The following is a 15,965-nucleotide window of genomic DNA, read 5'->3' on the forward strand; positions in this document are numbered from 1 at the left end:
GGCGGCAATCGCCCTCAGCCCGTTTGCCGACAGATGTGACATCGCGGCAGGCCGGGTTTCGTGGACTCGGAATCTGCCTTCTGCTAATCGGTTGAAATCATCCCTGCCGGAGAGACAAGCCAATGCCCAGCAAGACCGAAAAGCTCCTGTCGCTGCTCAACGGCCAGCCGGTAATCCCGGTGCTGAAGATCGCCAATGTCGCGGACGCCGTGCCGCTCGCCCGGGCGCTCGCCGCCGGCGGCCTGCCGGCGATCGAGATTACGCTGAGAACGGCCGATGCGCTGGAAGCGATCCGCCGCGTTGCCGGCGAGGTCGAGGGCGCCATTGTCGGCTCCGGCACCATTCTCGATGCCAAGCAGTTCGACGAGGCAGCGGCGGCCGGCTCGAAATTCATCGTCAGCCCCGGCATCACGCGCGAATTGCTGGCAGCAGCCAAGGACAGCGACGTCCCCTTGCTGCCCGGCGCCATCACCCCCGGCGAGATCATGGCCGCCCGCGAGGCCGGCTTGCGTTTCCTGAAATTCTTCCCGGCCGAACAGTCCGGCGGCATCGCCTCGCTGAAGGCCTTCGCCTCGCCGCTGGCCGATGTAAAATTCTGCCCGACTGGCGGCATCTCGGCCAAGAACGCCACCGACTATCTCAGCCTGCCCAATGTCATCTGCGTCGGCGGCTCCTGGGTGGCGCCGGACGATCTGGTCAAGGCCGGCAAGTGGGACGAGATCGAGGCGCTCGCGAGGGCCGCGAGCAAGCTCGGAAAGTAACGTCCCGCAGGCACAAAAAAACCGGCCGGCTTGCGTCGACCGGGTCTGCTGCTTCCAAAATACGGTCAGTTGCAGACTGTAACCTTCTTCACGATCTTCTGGTGATGCCGCCAGGTCGTGACCCACTTGGTCCGGCAGTGGTTGTTGTGCATATGCATATTGTTGTTGGTCCTGATGACAACGGTCGCGGCCTGTGTCGGGGCGATGGCGGCCGAAGCCGTTGCCAATGCGATGACCGACGCCAAAAGTATGTTTTTCATTGATATCCCCAGGTGGAACGAACCCAGCCCAACCCGTAAAAGGCTCAGTCGTTCCGGCTTCACGAGAAGTTCAGCCGCGCGTGATCGCCCTGGTTGACCTGGCATAACTGCCAGTGATCGTAGATCGAGAGAGTTGGTTCCCGCTCATGGGCTCGAACCACGATTCACGCCTTCAAAGGGCGCTGTCCTACCATTAGACGAAGCGGGAATGCAGCCCGGTGGTTAGCATTCCGGGACGCTGGAAGCCAGTGCTGGAGATTCGCCAATAAGCAAAAAGCCGCGCAGGTTGCCCAGCGCGGCTTTGGTACCTGTCTGTCCGTGTCGAGCCCTTACTTCGTCTGGAAGCGGGCGACCGAGAGGAATTTCACGGCATTGCCGGTGAAGCGGTTGGCGTCGGCCATCTGGTTATCAGACTGGAAGCCTGCGGTGTAGACCTCGCTCGGCGGCGTATGCACGATGTTGTAGGCGTAGCGCGGCGCTGTCGTCGGGCTGGAAACGGTGGCGATATTCTCGCCGCTGCCCAGCGCCCAGCGCGCCGCCTGCGGTTCGGCCGCCACCACCACGGCCTTCGGGCCTGGCTTCAAGTCGCGGGCCGAGGCCCTGGCTTCCTTGCGCGTCGTCTTCACACCGGCGCCGATCACGGAGGCCGGATCGGTACCGGCGGGGCGGGCGGCAATCGCGCCGCGCGGCGTTGCGGCATCGACGCCTGACGGATCGTTGAACGCCGAGCGCGGCTCGAGCGAGGCAACCTGATAGTCGTCGGTAACACCGGCGGTATCGGTGGCGCTGGCCTGTTCGAGAACCGCCTTGACCTCATCCGGACGCTGCGACGGCAGCACCGAGAAGGCGTCCGTTGCGGTCTGCTCGTGGGCAGCCGTATCAGCCAGCGCCAGCAGCACGCCCTTGTCCTGCGGCGCAAGCTCAGCCGGCGGCGTAGAGCGGTCGGGACGCCAGGTCGGCAATGGGACGTTGACAGCAACCTGCGCCGGTTGGGTCTGGTCAGCACTGCTCACATCGGCCATGCCGAACGGCATATTGACCGGCGCCTGCTCCGTCGCCACCGTCTGTTCGGTGGTGGCATCGGCCATGCCGAACGGCACCGTCTCAGGCTGCTGCGCGCCGACATCGGCTTTCGGCCGCGGCGCGAAATCTGGCAGCGGCACTTCCTTGGCCGGGAGTGCGGCGATGATCGTCTCCGGCGTATCCTGCTGCGGCTCGGAATCGTCCGCGCTGTCGTCGGCAAGCTGCGGGATATTGGCGCGCTTGGCGTTCTGCGGCGACACGATTGCGATGCCGGGCAGATTGCTGTTGTTGTCGCTCCTGGCAGCCAGCACCGGCTTCACGCTTCTCGGCGACGGCGCGGCGGTCGCGACATCGGCGCTGTCGTCGGCTTCGTCTTCGCCGCCACCGCCAAAGAAAGCGGACAGGAACCCACCAGATTTCTTGGAGCTGCCGCCAGCGCTGGCCATCATGATGGCCGGCGAACCGGCGCCCTTGCGCGCCTTGTAGGAGGCCAGCGCCTGATCGTATCCCGGGAGCGGCTTGCCGTCGCTCGGCACATGCAGCGTCTTGCCATTTGGGAACAGGCTGACCAGTTCCTGGCGGCTGATGCCGGGCCAATGGCGCACATTGCCGACGTCCATATGGACGAAGGGCGAACCCGACGACGGATAATAGCCGACGCCGCCGCCCTGCATCTTGAGACCGATGTTGCGCAGCTTCTTCAACGGCACGCCGGGAATGTAGAAGTCCATCGCCTTGCCCAGCATGTGCTGGCTTTCCTTGGCGACACCCCGGCTGCGGCTGCGCAGCATCGAGTTGGTCGCCGGCGAGCGATAGCCGCAGACGACCTGGATATAATCGGTAGCTCCCGCCTGCCGGTAGGCTTCCCACACCAGGTCGAGCAGGCGCGGGTCCATCTTGGTCGGTTCGTTGCGACGCCAGTCGCGCAGGATGATGTTGATCTTCCTGAGGCCTTCTGGATCGTAGCGGCCATTGCGCTTGTAGACGATCTCGGCCTTTTCATGCGTGTGCAGGTGATAGAGTTTGAGCGAGCGCGTTTCAGCGCTGGCGCCGGCAACAGTTGCGGCAAGGAAACCGAACGCAACAATCACCGCTGCCAGCCATCTCGGCCAGACGCCAATGTGATAGTGCCGCCCGTTTCTGTGTCGTTCGACTTTGTTCAAATCAAAAGGCCTTGCAGGCTGCCGTTTGTCCCCGGATTTGCCCAAACGGATGCGTGGTTTTCACATCCGAATATCGATCCTAATGGTTAATCATCGCTTATTGAAGCCGAAATGCGGTAACACCGTGGCGATATCCCGTCAAAAATAATACACAGGATTTCTTGGTAAACTGCTGGTTTAGATCAAGATTCAGCCTTTTACCGCTACACGATCTGTTACCGTTAGCCTTAATGCGTGAACAGCGCTGTTCCGCACTGCCGTATTCCCACCCCAACCCCTTATGCAGTGCGGAATATTGCCTGGCAAGCTGGTCCCGGCCTTGCGTTGGCAAGCTGTGGAATTCGGTTTTCCAATGCATGTCGCTCAAAAGTGGTCCCGGTTTTGAGAGAACGACATGCATAATGCAAAGACCTGAGGCGCGTCGCCCGAATCCGTTCAAACGCGACGCGCTTCAGGAGGCAAGGCGGTCGAGGCGGCCGGTTTCCGGGTCGATGCCGTATTCCTTGAGCTTGCGGTAGAGCGTCGATCGGCCGATGCCGAGACGCCGTGCGACCTCGCTCATCTGGCCGTTATAGTGATCGATGGCGAGCTTGATCATTTCGAGTTCGACATCGGCCAGCGCGCGCACATTGCCGCGCTCGTCCAGCGCCCTCAGCGTGCCGAAACGCGGCTGCAGCCTGGCCGGAGGCTCGATCTCAGCTGCGGCGAGACCGACGCCCTCAGTCTGGGCGCTATCGCCTTGCGATTCACCGCTCCAGGCCATTCCGGGATCCGACAGGGACGTGTGGGCATCGAGATTGACGGTGCCGTCGACCTGCGCCCGGATCTGCGGGAATTCGTCTGGTGTCAGCACGTCGCCCTCGGCAAGCACCGAGGCTCTGAACACAGCGTTTTCCAGCTGCCTGATGTTTCCCGGCCAGTCATAGGCCTGCAGCATGGCCAGTGCGGCGTCCGAAATGCCATGCAGGCGATGGCCCGCCGGCGCCACCTTGTCCATGAAATGCTTGACCAGGTAGGGGATGTCGTCGCGCCGGTCGCGCAGCGGCGGCACGAAAATCGGGTAGACGTTAAGCCTGTAGAACAAATCCTCGCGGAACTTGCCGTCCTTGACCTGCTGCAGAAGGTTGCGGTGCGTGGCCGAGATCAACCTGATATCAACCCTGACCGTGGCACGGCCGCCGACCGGATCGACCTCGCCGTCCTGCACCGCGCGCAACAGCTTGACCTGTACATCGAGTGGCAGATCGCCGATCTCGTCGAGAAACAGCGTGCCCGAATGCGCCTCGACGAACTTGCCGGTGTGTTTGTCCGTGGCGCCGGTGAACGACCCTTTCTCGTGACCGAACAGGATCGATTCGACCAGATTGTCGGGAATGGCGCCGCAATTGACGGTGACGAAGGGTTTTGAACGACGATCCCCGGTGCCCTGGATGGCGCGCGCCACCAGCTCCTTGCCAACGCCCGATTCGCCCTCGATCAGGATTGGAATGTTGGAGGCAGCCGCCTTCTGGCCGAGCCGGATCACCCGGTCCATCGCCGGGCCGTGGGTGATCATGTCCTTGAAGGTCAGATGGCCACCGCGCCGCCGCGACGTGCGCTTGACCTCATCCTCGACCGCCTCGACCTTGAGCGCGTTGCCGATCGCGGTCTGCAGCCGGTCTGGAGACGCCGGCTTGACGACGAAATCGAAAGCGCCGTGGCGCATCGCCGAAACCACCGTCTCGATGCCGCCCTGCGCGGTCTGCACAATGACGGGAACAGTAATGCCGCGCTCGCGCATCGCCTTCAGCACACCGATGCCGTCGAGGCCGGGCATGACAAGGTCGAGGATGACCGCCGAAACATCCCGCGCATTGGGTCCGTCGAGGGCCTCCAGGCCGGCCTCGCCACCATCCGCAACGATGGCGCTGTGGCCGAATTTCGTCACCGCCGCTTCGAGCAGCCGGCGCTGCACGGGATCGTCATCGACTATGAGAATGGAACCTGTCATGACTGATTTCAGTTGCCTGCCTGGGAAATCCCCATGGATCATCTTGGCACAGGGTTCTAAATAAGGTTTCAAAAAACCCGGTGAATGAATTCCTTAGGATTTGACCGGCTTGCCCTTCCCCTTGATTCCAGAAGGTAATTGTTGATGCGCAGGATTCTCGGTCGGCAGCTTGCGGCGGYAGCGTCCGGTCAGGGCGCGGCGGAGCTGGGCGACCTGCCGGAATGGAATCTCGCCGACCTCTATTCCGGCATGGAGGCGACCGAACTGAAGCGCGACCTCGCCAAGGCGGCCGCCGATGCCATCGCCTTCGAGAACCGCTGGAAAGGCACGCTGGCGGCGGAGGCCGAGCGCGGCAGCGCCGGCAAGCTCGGCGAGGTGCTGGCAGCCTACGAGGCGCTGGAGGAACTGATCGGGCGAATCGTCTCCTACGCCGGCCTCGTCTATGCCGGCAACACCGCCGATCCGCAGCGCGCCAAGCTCTATGGTGACATCCAGGAGAAGATGACCGACGCCAGCGCGCATCTGTTGTTCTTCGCGCTGGAGCTGAACCTGATCGACGACAAGGCTCTCGAAGCAGCCCTTGCCGCCGATGCAGGCTTTGCCCATTACCGGCCCTGGGTGCTCGATCTGCGCATGGACAAGCCCTACCAGCTCGAGGATCGGGTCGAGCAGCTTTTCCATGAGAAGTCGATCACCGGGCGCGGCGCCTGGAACCGCCTGTTCGACGAGACGATGACCGATCTGCGCTTCGACATAGACGGCGAGGAGCTGACGCTGGAGCCGGCGCTGAACCGCCTGCAGGACGCCGATGGCGAGGTCCGTCGCCGCGCCTCCGAGGCGCTGGCCGCAACCTTCCGCAAGAGCCTGCGCACCTTCACGCTGATCACCAACACGCTGGCCAAGGACAAGGAGATTTCCGACCGCTGGCGCGGCTTCGAGGACATCGCCGATTCACGCCACCTCGCCAACCGTGTCGAGCGCAGCGTGGTCGATGCGCTGGCGTCCGCCGTGCGCGAGGCCTATCCGCGCCTGTCGCATCGCTACTACGCCATGAAGGCGCGCTGGCTCGGCATGGAGGTGATGAATCACTGGGACCGCAACGCGCCCTTGCCCGAGACCCCGCAGGCGGTGATCCGCTGGGACGACGCCAGGAACACCGTGCTGTCGGCCTATCAGCGCTTCTCCCCTGACATGGCGGAGATCGCCCGCATTTTCTTCGACCGCAACTGGATCGACGCGCCGGTCCGGCCCGGCAAGTCGCCAGGCGCCTTCGCGCATCCGACGGTACCCTCGGCGCACCCTTACGTGTTGCTCAACTACATGGGCAAGCCACGCGATGTGATGACGCTGGCGCATGAGCTCGGCCATGGCGTGCATCAGGTGCTGGCCGGCGGCCAGGGCGCGCTGATGGCCTCGACGCCACTGACGCTGGCCGAGACGGCGTCCGTCTTCGGCGAGATGCTGACCTTCCGCTCGCTGCTCGACCAGACCACCGACAAGCGCGAGCGCAAGGCCATGCTCGCCCAGAAGGTCGAGGACATGATCAACACCGTCGTGCGCCAGATCGCCTTCTATGAGTTCGAGCGCAAGGTGCATGCCGAGCGCAAGAACGGCGAACTGACCTCCGACAAACTCGGCCAGTTCTGGCTGGAGGTACAGGCCGAAAGCCTGGGGCCGGCGATCAAACTGCGCGAGGGCTATGAGGTCTTCTGGACCTACATCCCGCACTTTATCCACTCGCCCTTCTACGTCTACGCCTACGCCTTCGGCGACTGTCTGGTGAACTCGCTCTACGCGGTCTACCAGAATGCCGAGCACGGCTTCCAGGACAAGTATTTCGAGATGCTGCGGGCCGGCGGCACCAAGCATCACTCCGAGCTTCTCGCTCCCTTCGGCCTCGATGCCACCGACCCTACTTTCTGGCAGATAGGCCTTGGCGTGATCGGCGGCCTGATCGACGAATTGGAAGCGCTCGACAGTTGACGCCACGCACTCGTCGGACCGGTAGCGCAGAGCGACAGGTTCGGCGGCGGTCTCGACTTTGCGAAATCGCAGAACAGTTTAGCCGGAATGCATGTTACGGCAGCTCTGTTCTTGTTCTAAATATCTGTTCTTGAAGAACTCTCCGGCGAAATTTTCCGTTAGCTTTCCGGAATCCGTATGATAGCCTTTCCGACTGAAGCTCAGCCCGGCGCGCGGCTCAGGCCGGACAAGCATCCCGGCCCATGGCAACGGTCTGGCGAATGCGACAGCGGCCGTTGGCAATGGGCGGGAAAGCCGAGCGCCGGCAGTCGACGACAGACCGGCTGTTCCCTGAACCGCCGAACCACCATTGGATGATCTGATCTGCCAAGGTCATGACTTGAGACGGCGGCGGACGGATCCGACTGGAGAGAGACGATGACCTTCTTCTACATTGTCCTGGCGTTCCTTGTAGGTGTGTTGGTTGGCTGGTTTATCTGGGGCCGGCTGCGCGGTGAGCTTGACAGCCTGCGCGGTGACCTCGACCGCACCCGCAGCGAGCGCGACAGGCTGCGCGCCGACGCCGATCGCCTGACCGGCGAACTCGACGCCTGCGGCAAGACCCGCGCCGATCTCGAACGCCGGCTGCGCGAAACATCGACTCCGTCTGCCAAGCCTTCCAGCTCGGCGCCGGCCGCACTGGTGTCGACATCCGCAACGGCCAAGTCCGCCCCGGCCGTGAAGCCGGCCACGCCAGCCAAACCTGCCGCCGCCAAGCCGGCTGCGGCCAAATCCGCGGCCGCCAAACCGGCTGCCAGCAAACCTTCGGCTGCCAAGGCGCGCGCCGCTCCGAAGCCAGCGGCTTCAAAGCCCGCCGCAGCCCCCAAGAAGGCCGCCCCGGCAGCTGGGAAGGCCAACAATCTGCGCCGCCTGATCGGCATCGGCCCGGTCAACGACAAGCTGCTCAAGGGCCTTGGCGTCACGACCTACGCCCAGATTGCCGCCTGGTCGGCTGCCGACGTCAAGCGCATCGAGGACACGCTGAATTTCGACGGCCGCATCGCGCGCGAAAAGTGGATCGAGCAGGCCAAGCTGCTTGCCGCCGGCGACGAGAAGGAATTCGCGCGCCAGTTCCCGACCGCCGGGACCGCCAACAACACCTGATCTGCTATCGGCACATAACCAAAAGGCGGTGCCCTCAGGCGCCGCTTTTGTTTTCGCAAGCGCCACCGTCTTTGCGCCTTGCGACGCCGCTCCCTCGATTGCACGCCGCCCGCCCCCCATATAGAGCGGTTCTGGCGTCATCGACCGCAGCATCCGAGCCCCATGCCCCTGCCCTCTGCCATCTTCCGCAACGACGAAAGCGGCCGTCAGCTGGTCTTCGACCGCCCGGCCGACATCATCGTTGCCTATGATGCCAAGGATTTTCTGCCGGCGCTGGCAGCCGCGCAGGCGGCATCTGACGCCGGCAAATGGCTGGCGGGCTATTTCTCCTACGAAGCCGGTTACCTGCTCGAGCCGAAACTGGTGCCGTTGCTGCCCGAGGGTCGGCGCGCGCCGCTGGTGTGCCTCGGTGTCTTCGATGCCCCGTTTGAGCAGGCCGTGCCGCAGAGCGGCGGGGCGGCAACCAACGGCCCGATCTTCGATGCAAGAGCATCATGGTCGCAGAACGAATACGCAGGCCGCTTCGCACGCCTGCACGACCACATCCGCAAGGGCGATTGCTACCAGGGCAACCTGACCTTCCCGGTCCAGGCGCAGTGGTCCGGCGACCCGCTCGCCGCTTTCGACGCGCTGACCGAACGCCAGCCGGTAAAGTACGGCGCGCTGATTTCGCTCAGTGATCCCATCGTCTTGTCGCGCTCGCCCGAACTGTTCTTCGAGATCGACGCTGCGGGCATGATCGAAACCCATCCGATGAAGGGCACCGCGCCGCGCGGCGCGACCAAGGCCGAGGACGCGCGGCTGAAGGCGTTCTTGCGCAATGACGAGAAGAACCAGGCTGAGAACCGGATGATCGTCGATCTCCTGCGCAACGACATCTCGCTGATCAGCGAGGTCGGCACGCTGGAGGTGCCGGAACTGTTCCGCATCGAGAGCTACCCAACCGTTCACCAGATGGTGAGCCGCGTCAGGGCAAAGCTGTTGCCCGATCTCGGCATCCGCCAGATCTTTGCGGCGCTGTTTCCCTGCGGCTCGATCACCGGCGCGCCAAAGATTCGTGCTATGGAAATCCTGCACGATCTGGAAGCCACCCCTCGTGACGTCTACTGCGGCGCCATCGGCTGGATCGCGCCCGGCGGCACGATGCGCTTTTCGGTGGCGATCCGCACCATCTCGCTCTTTTCCAGCGGCGAGGCCGTCTACAATGTCGGCGGCGGCGTCGTCTTCGATTCGACCGCCGAGGAGGAGTATCAGGAGTGTCTGCTGAAGGCGCGCTTCGCGACGGGAACACCGCCGACTTCGAGCTGATCGAGACCATGCGCTGGGAGCCGAGCCACGGCTTCCTCCGATTCGAGCGCCATCTCGCGCGCCTTTACGGCTCGGCGGAAGAACTGGGCTTTGCCTGCGATCCGCAGCGCATCGGCGAGGTGTTGGCGAACATTGTCGGGGCGCAGCAGACGGCGCTGCGCACCCGTCTTGTCCTGCAGCGCAATGGCGAGGTGACAGCCTCGGTTCAGCCCTACGAGCCGTTCGCCGCCGACAAGGTCTGGCGGCTCCAGCTGGCGCGGGTTCGGCTCTCCTCCTCCGACACGCTGCTGCGCCACAAGACCAGCCGGCGACAGGTCTATATCAATGCTCGTGCCGAATACCTCGCTACTCGCGCCGACGAGGTGCTTTTGGCCAATGAGCGCGGCGAGATCTGCGAAGGCACCATCACCAATGTCTTCGCCGATCTCGGCGATGGCGTGCTGATGACACCCCGGCTCGACTGCGGCCTGCTGCCTGGCGTATTGCGCGCTGAGCTTCTGGACGAAGGCCGCGCCCGGGAAGCGATCTACAGCTATGACGAGTTGAAATCGGCCAAGGCAATCTTCGTCGGCAATTCGCTACGCGGACTGATCACTGCGTCTCTTGCCTAGGCAAGAGGCACGCTATCCCTGACAATACGGGCAAATCGCCCAGGAGATTTCTGATGTTTGTCGTTTCCTCCACCTACCTGTTGCCATTGACCGAGATCGACCGCCTGCTGGACGCTCACAGAACCTGGCTGAAGACCTGCTATGCCGAAGGCCTCTTCGTCGCATCCGGCCCGAAGAAACCCCGGAGCGGCGGTTTGATCCTGGCGCGTGGGTCCCGCGACGTTCTGGAAGCAAGGCTGAAGAACGATCCCTTCGTTCAGGCCGGCGCGGCGGAATATGTCATCACCGAATTCGTCGCTGCCACCGTCGCCGAGGGCATGGAATCCCTAAGGGAAGCATGACACTGCAGCTGCCCACTCATACGCCCTATGATGGCTCCTCAAAGCTCTTCACCATCGGGCTGAAGCCACTCGAGCTCGACAAATGGATCGAGGTCGACAGGCATCTCATCGATCATCTCGCCGAGAAGCGCCGGCTCTATATGGAAATTCCCGACAAGGTGTTTGTCGAGGAGGACGGCACGCGCGACGCCCAGCGCGAAGTGCGCGACCTCATCGAAGCGCATCTGATGGCGACATTTCCCGAAACGTACAGGCGTACCAGCGCCAGGATCGAGGTCATCGGCGCCGAAGGCAACAGAACTGATGTCTTCAGCGACGCCCCGCTTGTCGCAGCCTCGCTGCTCGTCCAGGAAGACCTCATCCTGATGCGCCGCGGTGACAGCGGCTGGCGGCTCGCCGCCGGCTCGCTGTGCTTCCCGTCATCCTGGTTGCTGGTCGAAAAATTCGGTCGGCCGCTGCAAGAGATTCACGCACCGGTGCCGGGTTTCGGTCCGGGCACCAGGCCAGCCGAACTCATCAACCGCATGTTCGACGGCCTCCAGGGCCAAGCGGTCGAGCGCTTCAACTGGTCGATCCAGGCCGACGACGCGCTCTATCATCCGCTCTCCAATGTCGAGCGCATCGACCGCGCCACCAACCACCCGTCGCGCTTCCCGGATGGCGACATCAACGCCCACGCCTTCATCCGCGTCGAGCGCCAGACGCTGCGCAAACTGCCCGTGTCGGGCGACATCCTGTTCACCATCCGCATCCATCTCGATCCGCTGAAAGTGCTGGCGCGGCATCCCAACCGGGCAACGCTCGCCGCCTCTTTCGCCGCGCAATTGCTGGCCTTGGATGAGGCTCAACTCGACTACAAGGGCATGACCGCCGACCGCGACCGGTTGATTGGCGTCCTTAACCACATGGCCAATGACGGCTAGCCGCGAGTTGGCGCTTTTCACTGGTTTATGACAATGATCTGTGATGTAGCGCTTGGTTGCCGGGCAAAAATGCCCGGTTTTGCGCGTGTTTGCCCCAATTTCCCGGGTTTTTTGAAGGAGTGCTCGATAAAATGGCGAATGAAAACTGGCCCGTTTACGGTGAAATCACCGGCCCTGTCGTGATGATCGGCTTCGGTTCGATCGGACGGGGAACGCTGCCTCTGATCGAGCGTCATTTCAAGTTCGACAAGTCGCGCATGACGGTCATCGACCCGCTCGATACCGACCGCAAGCTGCTCGACGAGCGCGGCATCGCCTTCGTCCAGGAACACGTGACCGAGAAGAACTACAAGAAGCTTTTGACCCCGCTTCTGACCAATGGCGGCGGCCAGGGCTTTTGCGTCAATCTGTCGGTCGATACCGGCTCGGTCGACCTTATGCGGCTCTGCCGCAAGCTCGGTGTGCTCTACATCGACACCGTCGTCGAGCCGTGGCTCGGCTTCTATTTCGACGCCAAGGCCGACAATGCCAGCCGCACCAACTACGCGCTGCGCGAGGCGATGATCAAGGAAAAGCACGACAAGCCCGGCGGCGCGACCGCGGTTTCGACCTGCGGCGCCAATCCGGGCATGGTCTCGTGGTTCGTCAAGCAGGCGCTGCTCAACCTCGCCGGCGATCTCGGCCTCGAATTTTCCGAGCCGGCGCAGGACGACCGTGACGGCTGGGCCAGGCTGATGAAGAAGGCCGGCGTCAAGGGCATCCACATCGCCGAGCGCGACACCCAGCGCACCAAGAAGCCGAAGCCGATGAACGTGTTCTGGAACACCTGGTCGGTCGAGGGCTTCATTTCGGAAGGGCTGCAGCCGGCCGAACTCGGCTGGGGCACGCATGAGAAATGGATGCCGAAGAACGGCAAGGAGCACAAGCATGGCTCCAAGGCCGCGATCTATCTCGAACAGCCCGGCGCCAACACGCGCATACGCTCCTGGTGCCCGACGCCCGGCGCGCAATACGGCTTGCTGGTGACGCATAACGAGGCGATTTCGATCGCCGACTTCTTCACCGTGCGTGGCAAGAAGGGCAAGGTGCAATACCGCCCGACCTGTCACTATGCCTATCATCCCTGCAACGACGCGCTGCTGTCGCTGGACGAAATGTTCGGCGCGGCCGGCAAGCCGCAGCCGGTCCACCATGTGCTTGACGAAACCGAACTGGTCGACGGTGTCGATGAACTCGGCGTGCTGCTCTACGGCCACGGCAAGAACGCCTACTGGTACGGCTCGCAACTGTCGCTGGCGGAAGCCCGCAAGCTGGCCCCTTACCAGAACGCCACCGGCATGCAGGTCACCTCGGCCGTGCTCGCCGGCATGGTCTGGGCGCTGGAAAACCCGGAGGCCGGTATCGTCGAGGCCGACGAGATGGACTACAAACGTTGCCTGGAAGTGCAGTCCCAGTATCTTGGGCCGGTCAAGGGCTACTACACCGACTGGACGCCGCTCGATAACCGTCCGGGTCTCTTCCCCGAAGACCTCGACAAAAACGACCCGTGGCAATTCCGCAACATCCTCGTCCGATAGCGGTTCCATACCCCTGCCTCACTGCCTTGCAATCGCCCGGAAATCGGGCGATTGAAGGGATGCGGACGAGAGCGCTGTGCGCCCCTTTGGGCGCACGAGGGACCGCTCTGGAAACTTGAGGCCACGCACATCGTTTTCCCAAACGTCGTTCGGCGATTGGGCCGATGCGCCAGGAGAGGATTTGATATGACGATTGCGCGCAAAATTCTTTCAGCGGGCGCGGCGGGCGCTCTTGCGACGATGCTTGCCGCCTGCACCACCGGCGGCCCCGACGGGCCACCGATCGGATCGCAGCCACGCGGGGTCGAAGGCTCCTGGCTGAACGCCGAAGGCAAGGCGGTCTCGACCTTGAACGGCGGCGTCTTCACCACCGTTTCGGCAGAGACCGGCGAGAAATTCGCCGATGGCAGCTACACCAAGACCGGCGCCACCTCGGTTGAGATCAACGGAACCTCGCTGATCCGGCAGCAGCCGATCGCTTTCAACTGCCTGCTGGTGTCCATCAACCAGCTGAATTGCACCAGCTCCGCCGGACAGAACTTCGTCCTGACCAGGCGCGGCTGAGCCTGTCTGATATAGCCTTCTAGAAAGGCGGCGGCACGATGCCGCCGCCTTTTTTATGCCGGCAAACCGATGCCGATTTCGCTCGCCTTGATTCTTCTTGCATCGCCACAACCGCGATGTGAACATGACCAAAAGCTGGCTGTTATCCTGCAGTCAAGCAAGAGCGTTGAACGCTTTGATCAGGTTCCATCCAGGAGATGAAGATGAAGAAGCTCGCCGCCATTGCCGCCCTTTCTGCCTCAACGCTCGGCCTGTCGGCCGCACCATCCTTTGCCGACTACACGTTGAACATCCTGCATTTCAACGATTGGCACAGCCGCATCGAAGGCAACAACAAATACGAGTCGACCTGCTCGGCCGAGGAGGAGACCAAGGGCGAATGCATCGGCGGCGCCGGCCGGCTGGTCACCGCGATCGCCCAGGAGCGCAAGAAGCTCGAAGGCCAGAACGTGCTGCTGCTCAATGCAGGCGACAGCTTCCAGGGATCGCTGTTCTACATCACCTACAAGGGCACAGCGGAGGAGGAATTTCTCAATCAGATCAAGCCCGACGCGGTGACGCTCGGCAACCACGAATTTGACGATGGCGAAAGCGCGCTGGTGCCTTACCTCGACAAGGCGCAGTTCCCGGTCGTCAGCGCCAATGTCGTGGCCAACGACAAGTCCGGTGCAGCGGGCAAGATCAAGCCGTCCATCGTGCTTGAGGTCGGCGGCCAGAAGATCGGCATCATCGGCGCCGTCACCAATGACACTCCGGAACTCGCTTCGCCCGGCCCCAACATCACCATCGCCGACGACGTCAAGTCGATCACGGCGGAAGTCGAGAAGCTCAAGGCGCAAGGCGTCAACAAGATCGTCGCCGTCACCCATATCGGCTACAGGCGCGAGCGCGACGTCATCGCCAAAATCCCCGGCATCGACGTGGTCGTCGGCGGCCACAGCCATTCGCTTCTGTCCAACACCGATCCGAAGGCGGAAGGCCCCTATCCGACGATGGTCGACAACCCCGACGGCTCCAAGGTGCCGGTGGTGCAGGCGGCCTCCTATTCGAAATATCTCGGCGAGTTCAAGGTCGTGTTCGACGACAATGGCAACGTCAAGGAAGCCAGCGGCGACCCGATCTTCCTCGACAAGTCGATCACCCCCGATCCCGCCGTGCTCGCCCGCATCAAGGAGCTGGGCGCGCCGATCGAGGCGCTGAAGAACAAGGAAGTGGCCGAGACCGCCGAGGCCATCGACGGCAGCCGCGAGAATTGCCGCACCAAGGAATGCGCGATGGGCAATCTCGTTTCCGACGCCATTCTCGACCGCGTCAAGGGACAGGGCGTCGAGATCGTCGTCTCCAATGGCGGCGGCCTACGTGCCTCGATCGACAAGGGCACCGTCACCATGGGCGAGGTGCTGACCGTGCTGCCGTTCCAGAACACGCTGGCGACCTTCCAGATTTCCGGCAAGGATCTGGTTGCCGGGCTGGAAAACGGCGTCAGCCAGGTCGAGGACGGCGCCGGCCGCTTCCCGCAGGTTGCAGGTCTCAAATATTCCTTCGACAAGTCGGTCGCGCCCAATGCCGGCCGCGTCAAGTCGGTGGAGGTGATGGAAGGCGGCGCCTGGGCGCCGATCAACCCGGACAAGGACTATCTGGTTGCCACCAACAATTATGTCCGCCAGGGCGGCGACGGCTACAAGGTCTTCGCCGACAAGGCCAAAAACGCCTATGACTACGGCCCCGGCCTGGAACAGGTGGTCGCCGACTATCTCGCCGCGCACCGGCCCTATACGCCGAAACTCGACGGCCGCATCACCGAGATCGCGGCAACCGTAGCGGCAGCCCCTGCCCCAGCCGAGCCGGCAAAACCGGCGGAGGCAGAGCCGGCGATGCCCGCATTGCCGGCAGGATCCGGCGACATCACCACCACGCCGCCGACTGTCCCGGCGGAAACCGCTCCGGCAACGCCGGCACCAGCCGAACCGGCAAAACCGGCCGAAGCCGCACCTGCTCCGGCAAAACCGGCTGAGGCTGCACCTGCAACGCCCGCCCCGGCCGAGGCCAGCCATGTCGTCGTTGCCGGCGACACCTATTGGGACCTGGCCAAGAAGGCCTATGGAGACGGCACCAAATGGAAGGTGATCTCCGAGGCCAACAAGGGTTTTGAGCCGCGCCGGCTTCCTGTAGGCGCGACCCTGACCATCCCGCCGGCTGCCAAGTAGCGCAGGTCTGGAATTCGAAACACCCGCCCGGTCCGCCGGGCGGGTGTTGCTTTTTCGGACAAGGTGCGGCCAGACGTGGCATTGAAAACCGGCGCGGCGTCGTTAGTTTCG

General features: G+C 63.2%; 13 protein-coding genes and 1 tRNA gene. 10 read left to right on the forward strand and 4 right to left on the reverse strand.

Features of this window, described 5'->3' with window-relative positions; genetic code table 11:
• The first annotated feature begins 122 nt into the window (after nucleotides 1-122).
• On the forward strand, nucleotides 123-761 hold the full coding sequence (locus AC1DYO_RS05340) for a 2-dehydro-3-deoxy-phosphogluconate aldolase (RefSeq protein ID WP_477261002.1): 639 nt from the start codon (nucleotides 123-125) through the stop codon (nucleotides 759-761).
• Between the two features lie 65 nt (nucleotides 762-826).
• On the opposite strand, the gene AC1DYO_RS05345 is transcribed toward AC1DYO_RS05340, so the two are convergent.
• The 4 genes from AC1DYO_RS05345 to AC1DYO_RS05360 form a co-directional block, all read right to left on the reverse strand.
• Complete coding sequence (locus AC1DYO_RS05345) at nucleotides 827-1,021, reverse strand: hypothetical protein (RefSeq protein WP_477261004.1); 195 nt, start codon at nucleotides 1,019-1,021, stop codon at nucleotides 827-829.
• 134 nt (nucleotides 1,022-1,155) lie between these two features.
• Nucleotides 1,156-1,229: transfer RNA gene (locus AC1DYO_RS05350), tRNA-Gln, on the reverse strand.
• 121 nt (nucleotides 1,230-1,350) lie between these two features.
• Complete coding sequence (gene mepK, locus AC1DYO_RS05355; RefSeq protein WP_477261471.1) at nucleotides 1,351-3,165, reverse strand: peptidoglycan L,D-endopeptidase MepK; 1,815 nt, start codon at nucleotides 3,163-3,165, stop codon at nucleotides 1,351-1,353.
• Nucleotides 3,166-3,658: 493 nt separating this feature from the next.
• Nucleotides 3,659-5,197: a sigma-54-dependent transcriptional regulator gene (locus AC1DYO_RS05360; RefSeq protein WP_477261006.1), complete on the reverse strand. Its 1,539-nt coding sequence runs from the start codon at nucleotides 5,195-5,197 to the stop codon at nucleotides 3,659-3,661.
• A gap of 144 nt (nucleotides 5,198-5,341) precedes the next feature.
• Between AC1DYO_RS05360 and AC1DYO_RS05365 the strand changes: the two genes are divergently transcribed.
• The 9 genes from AC1DYO_RS05365 (at nucleotide 5,342) to AC1DYO_RS05405 (ending at nucleotide 15,854) form a co-directional block, all read left to right on the forward strand.
• On the forward strand, nucleotides 5,342-7,180 hold the full coding sequence (locus AC1DYO_RS05365; protein WP_477261008.1) for a M3 family oligoendopeptidase: 1,839 nt from the start codon (nucleotides 5,342-5,344) through the stop codon (nucleotides 7,178-7,180).
• 417 nt (nucleotides 7,181-7,597) lie between these two features.
• A complete protein-coding gene (locus AC1DYO_RS05370) occupies nucleotides 7,598-8,323 on the forward strand; it encodes a proton-conducting membrane transporter (RefSeq protein WP_477261010.1) in 726 nt (241 codons plus the stop codon).
• Nucleotides 8,324-8,485: 162 nt separating this feature from the next.
• Complete coding sequence (locus AC1DYO_RS05375; protein WP_477261012.1) at nucleotides 8,486-9,631, forward strand: aminodeoxychorismate synthase component I; 1,146 nt, start codon at nucleotides 8,486-8,488, stop codon at nucleotides 9,629-9,631.
• The gene (locus AC1DYO_RS05380; protein WP_477261014.1) at nucleotides 9,580-10,242 is read left to right on the forward strand and encodes an aminotransferase class IV family protein; all 663 of its coding nucleotides are present in this window, start codon (nucleotides 9,580-9,582) and stop codon (nucleotides 10,240-10,242) included. Before AC1DYO_RS05375 ends, AC1DYO_RS05380 begins: the two co-directional genes overlap by 52 nt.
• Nucleotides 10,243-10,295: 53 nt before the next feature.
• Complete coding sequence (locus tag AC1DYO_RS05385; RefSeq protein WP_477261016.1) at nucleotides 10,296-10,583, forward strand: YciI family protein; 288 nt, start codon at nucleotides 10,296-10,298, stop codon at nucleotides 10,581-10,583.
• The gene (locus AC1DYO_RS05390) at nucleotides 10,580-11,506 is read left to right on the forward strand and encodes a heme-dependent oxidative N-demethylase family protein (protein WP_477261018.1); all 927 of its coding nucleotides are present in this window, start codon (nucleotides 10,580-10,582) and stop codon (nucleotides 11,504-11,506) included. The genes AC1DYO_RS05385 and AC1DYO_RS05390 overlap by 4 nt, the downstream gene beginning before the upstream one ends.
• 131 nt (nucleotides 11,507-11,637) lie before the next feature.
• Nucleotides 11,638-13,083 (forward strand): homospermidine synthase, encoded by a 1,446-nt coding sequence (locus AC1DYO_RS05395; protein WP_477261020.1) that lies wholly within the window; start codon nucleotides 11,638-11,640, stop codon nucleotides 13,081-13,083.
• 186 nt (nucleotides 13,084-13,269) lie between these two features.
• A complete protein-coding gene (locus AC1DYO_RS05400) occupies nucleotides 13,270-13,647 on the forward strand; it encodes an Omp10 family outer membrane lipoprotein (RefSeq protein ID WP_477261022.1) in 378 nt (125 codons plus the stop codon).
• Between the two features lie 203 nt (nucleotides 13,648-13,850).
• Nucleotides 13,851-15,854, forward strand: coding sequence for a 5'-nucleotidase C-terminal domain-containing protein (locus AC1DYO_RS05405; RefSeq protein WP_477261024.1), 2,004 nt, complete (start codon nucleotides 13,851-13,853; stop codon nucleotides 15,852-15,854).
• The last annotated feature ends 111 nt before the right edge of the window (nucleotides 15,855-15,965 follow it).

The sequence above is a fragment of the Mesorhizobium sp. P2_F5 genome (assembly GCF_056403715.1).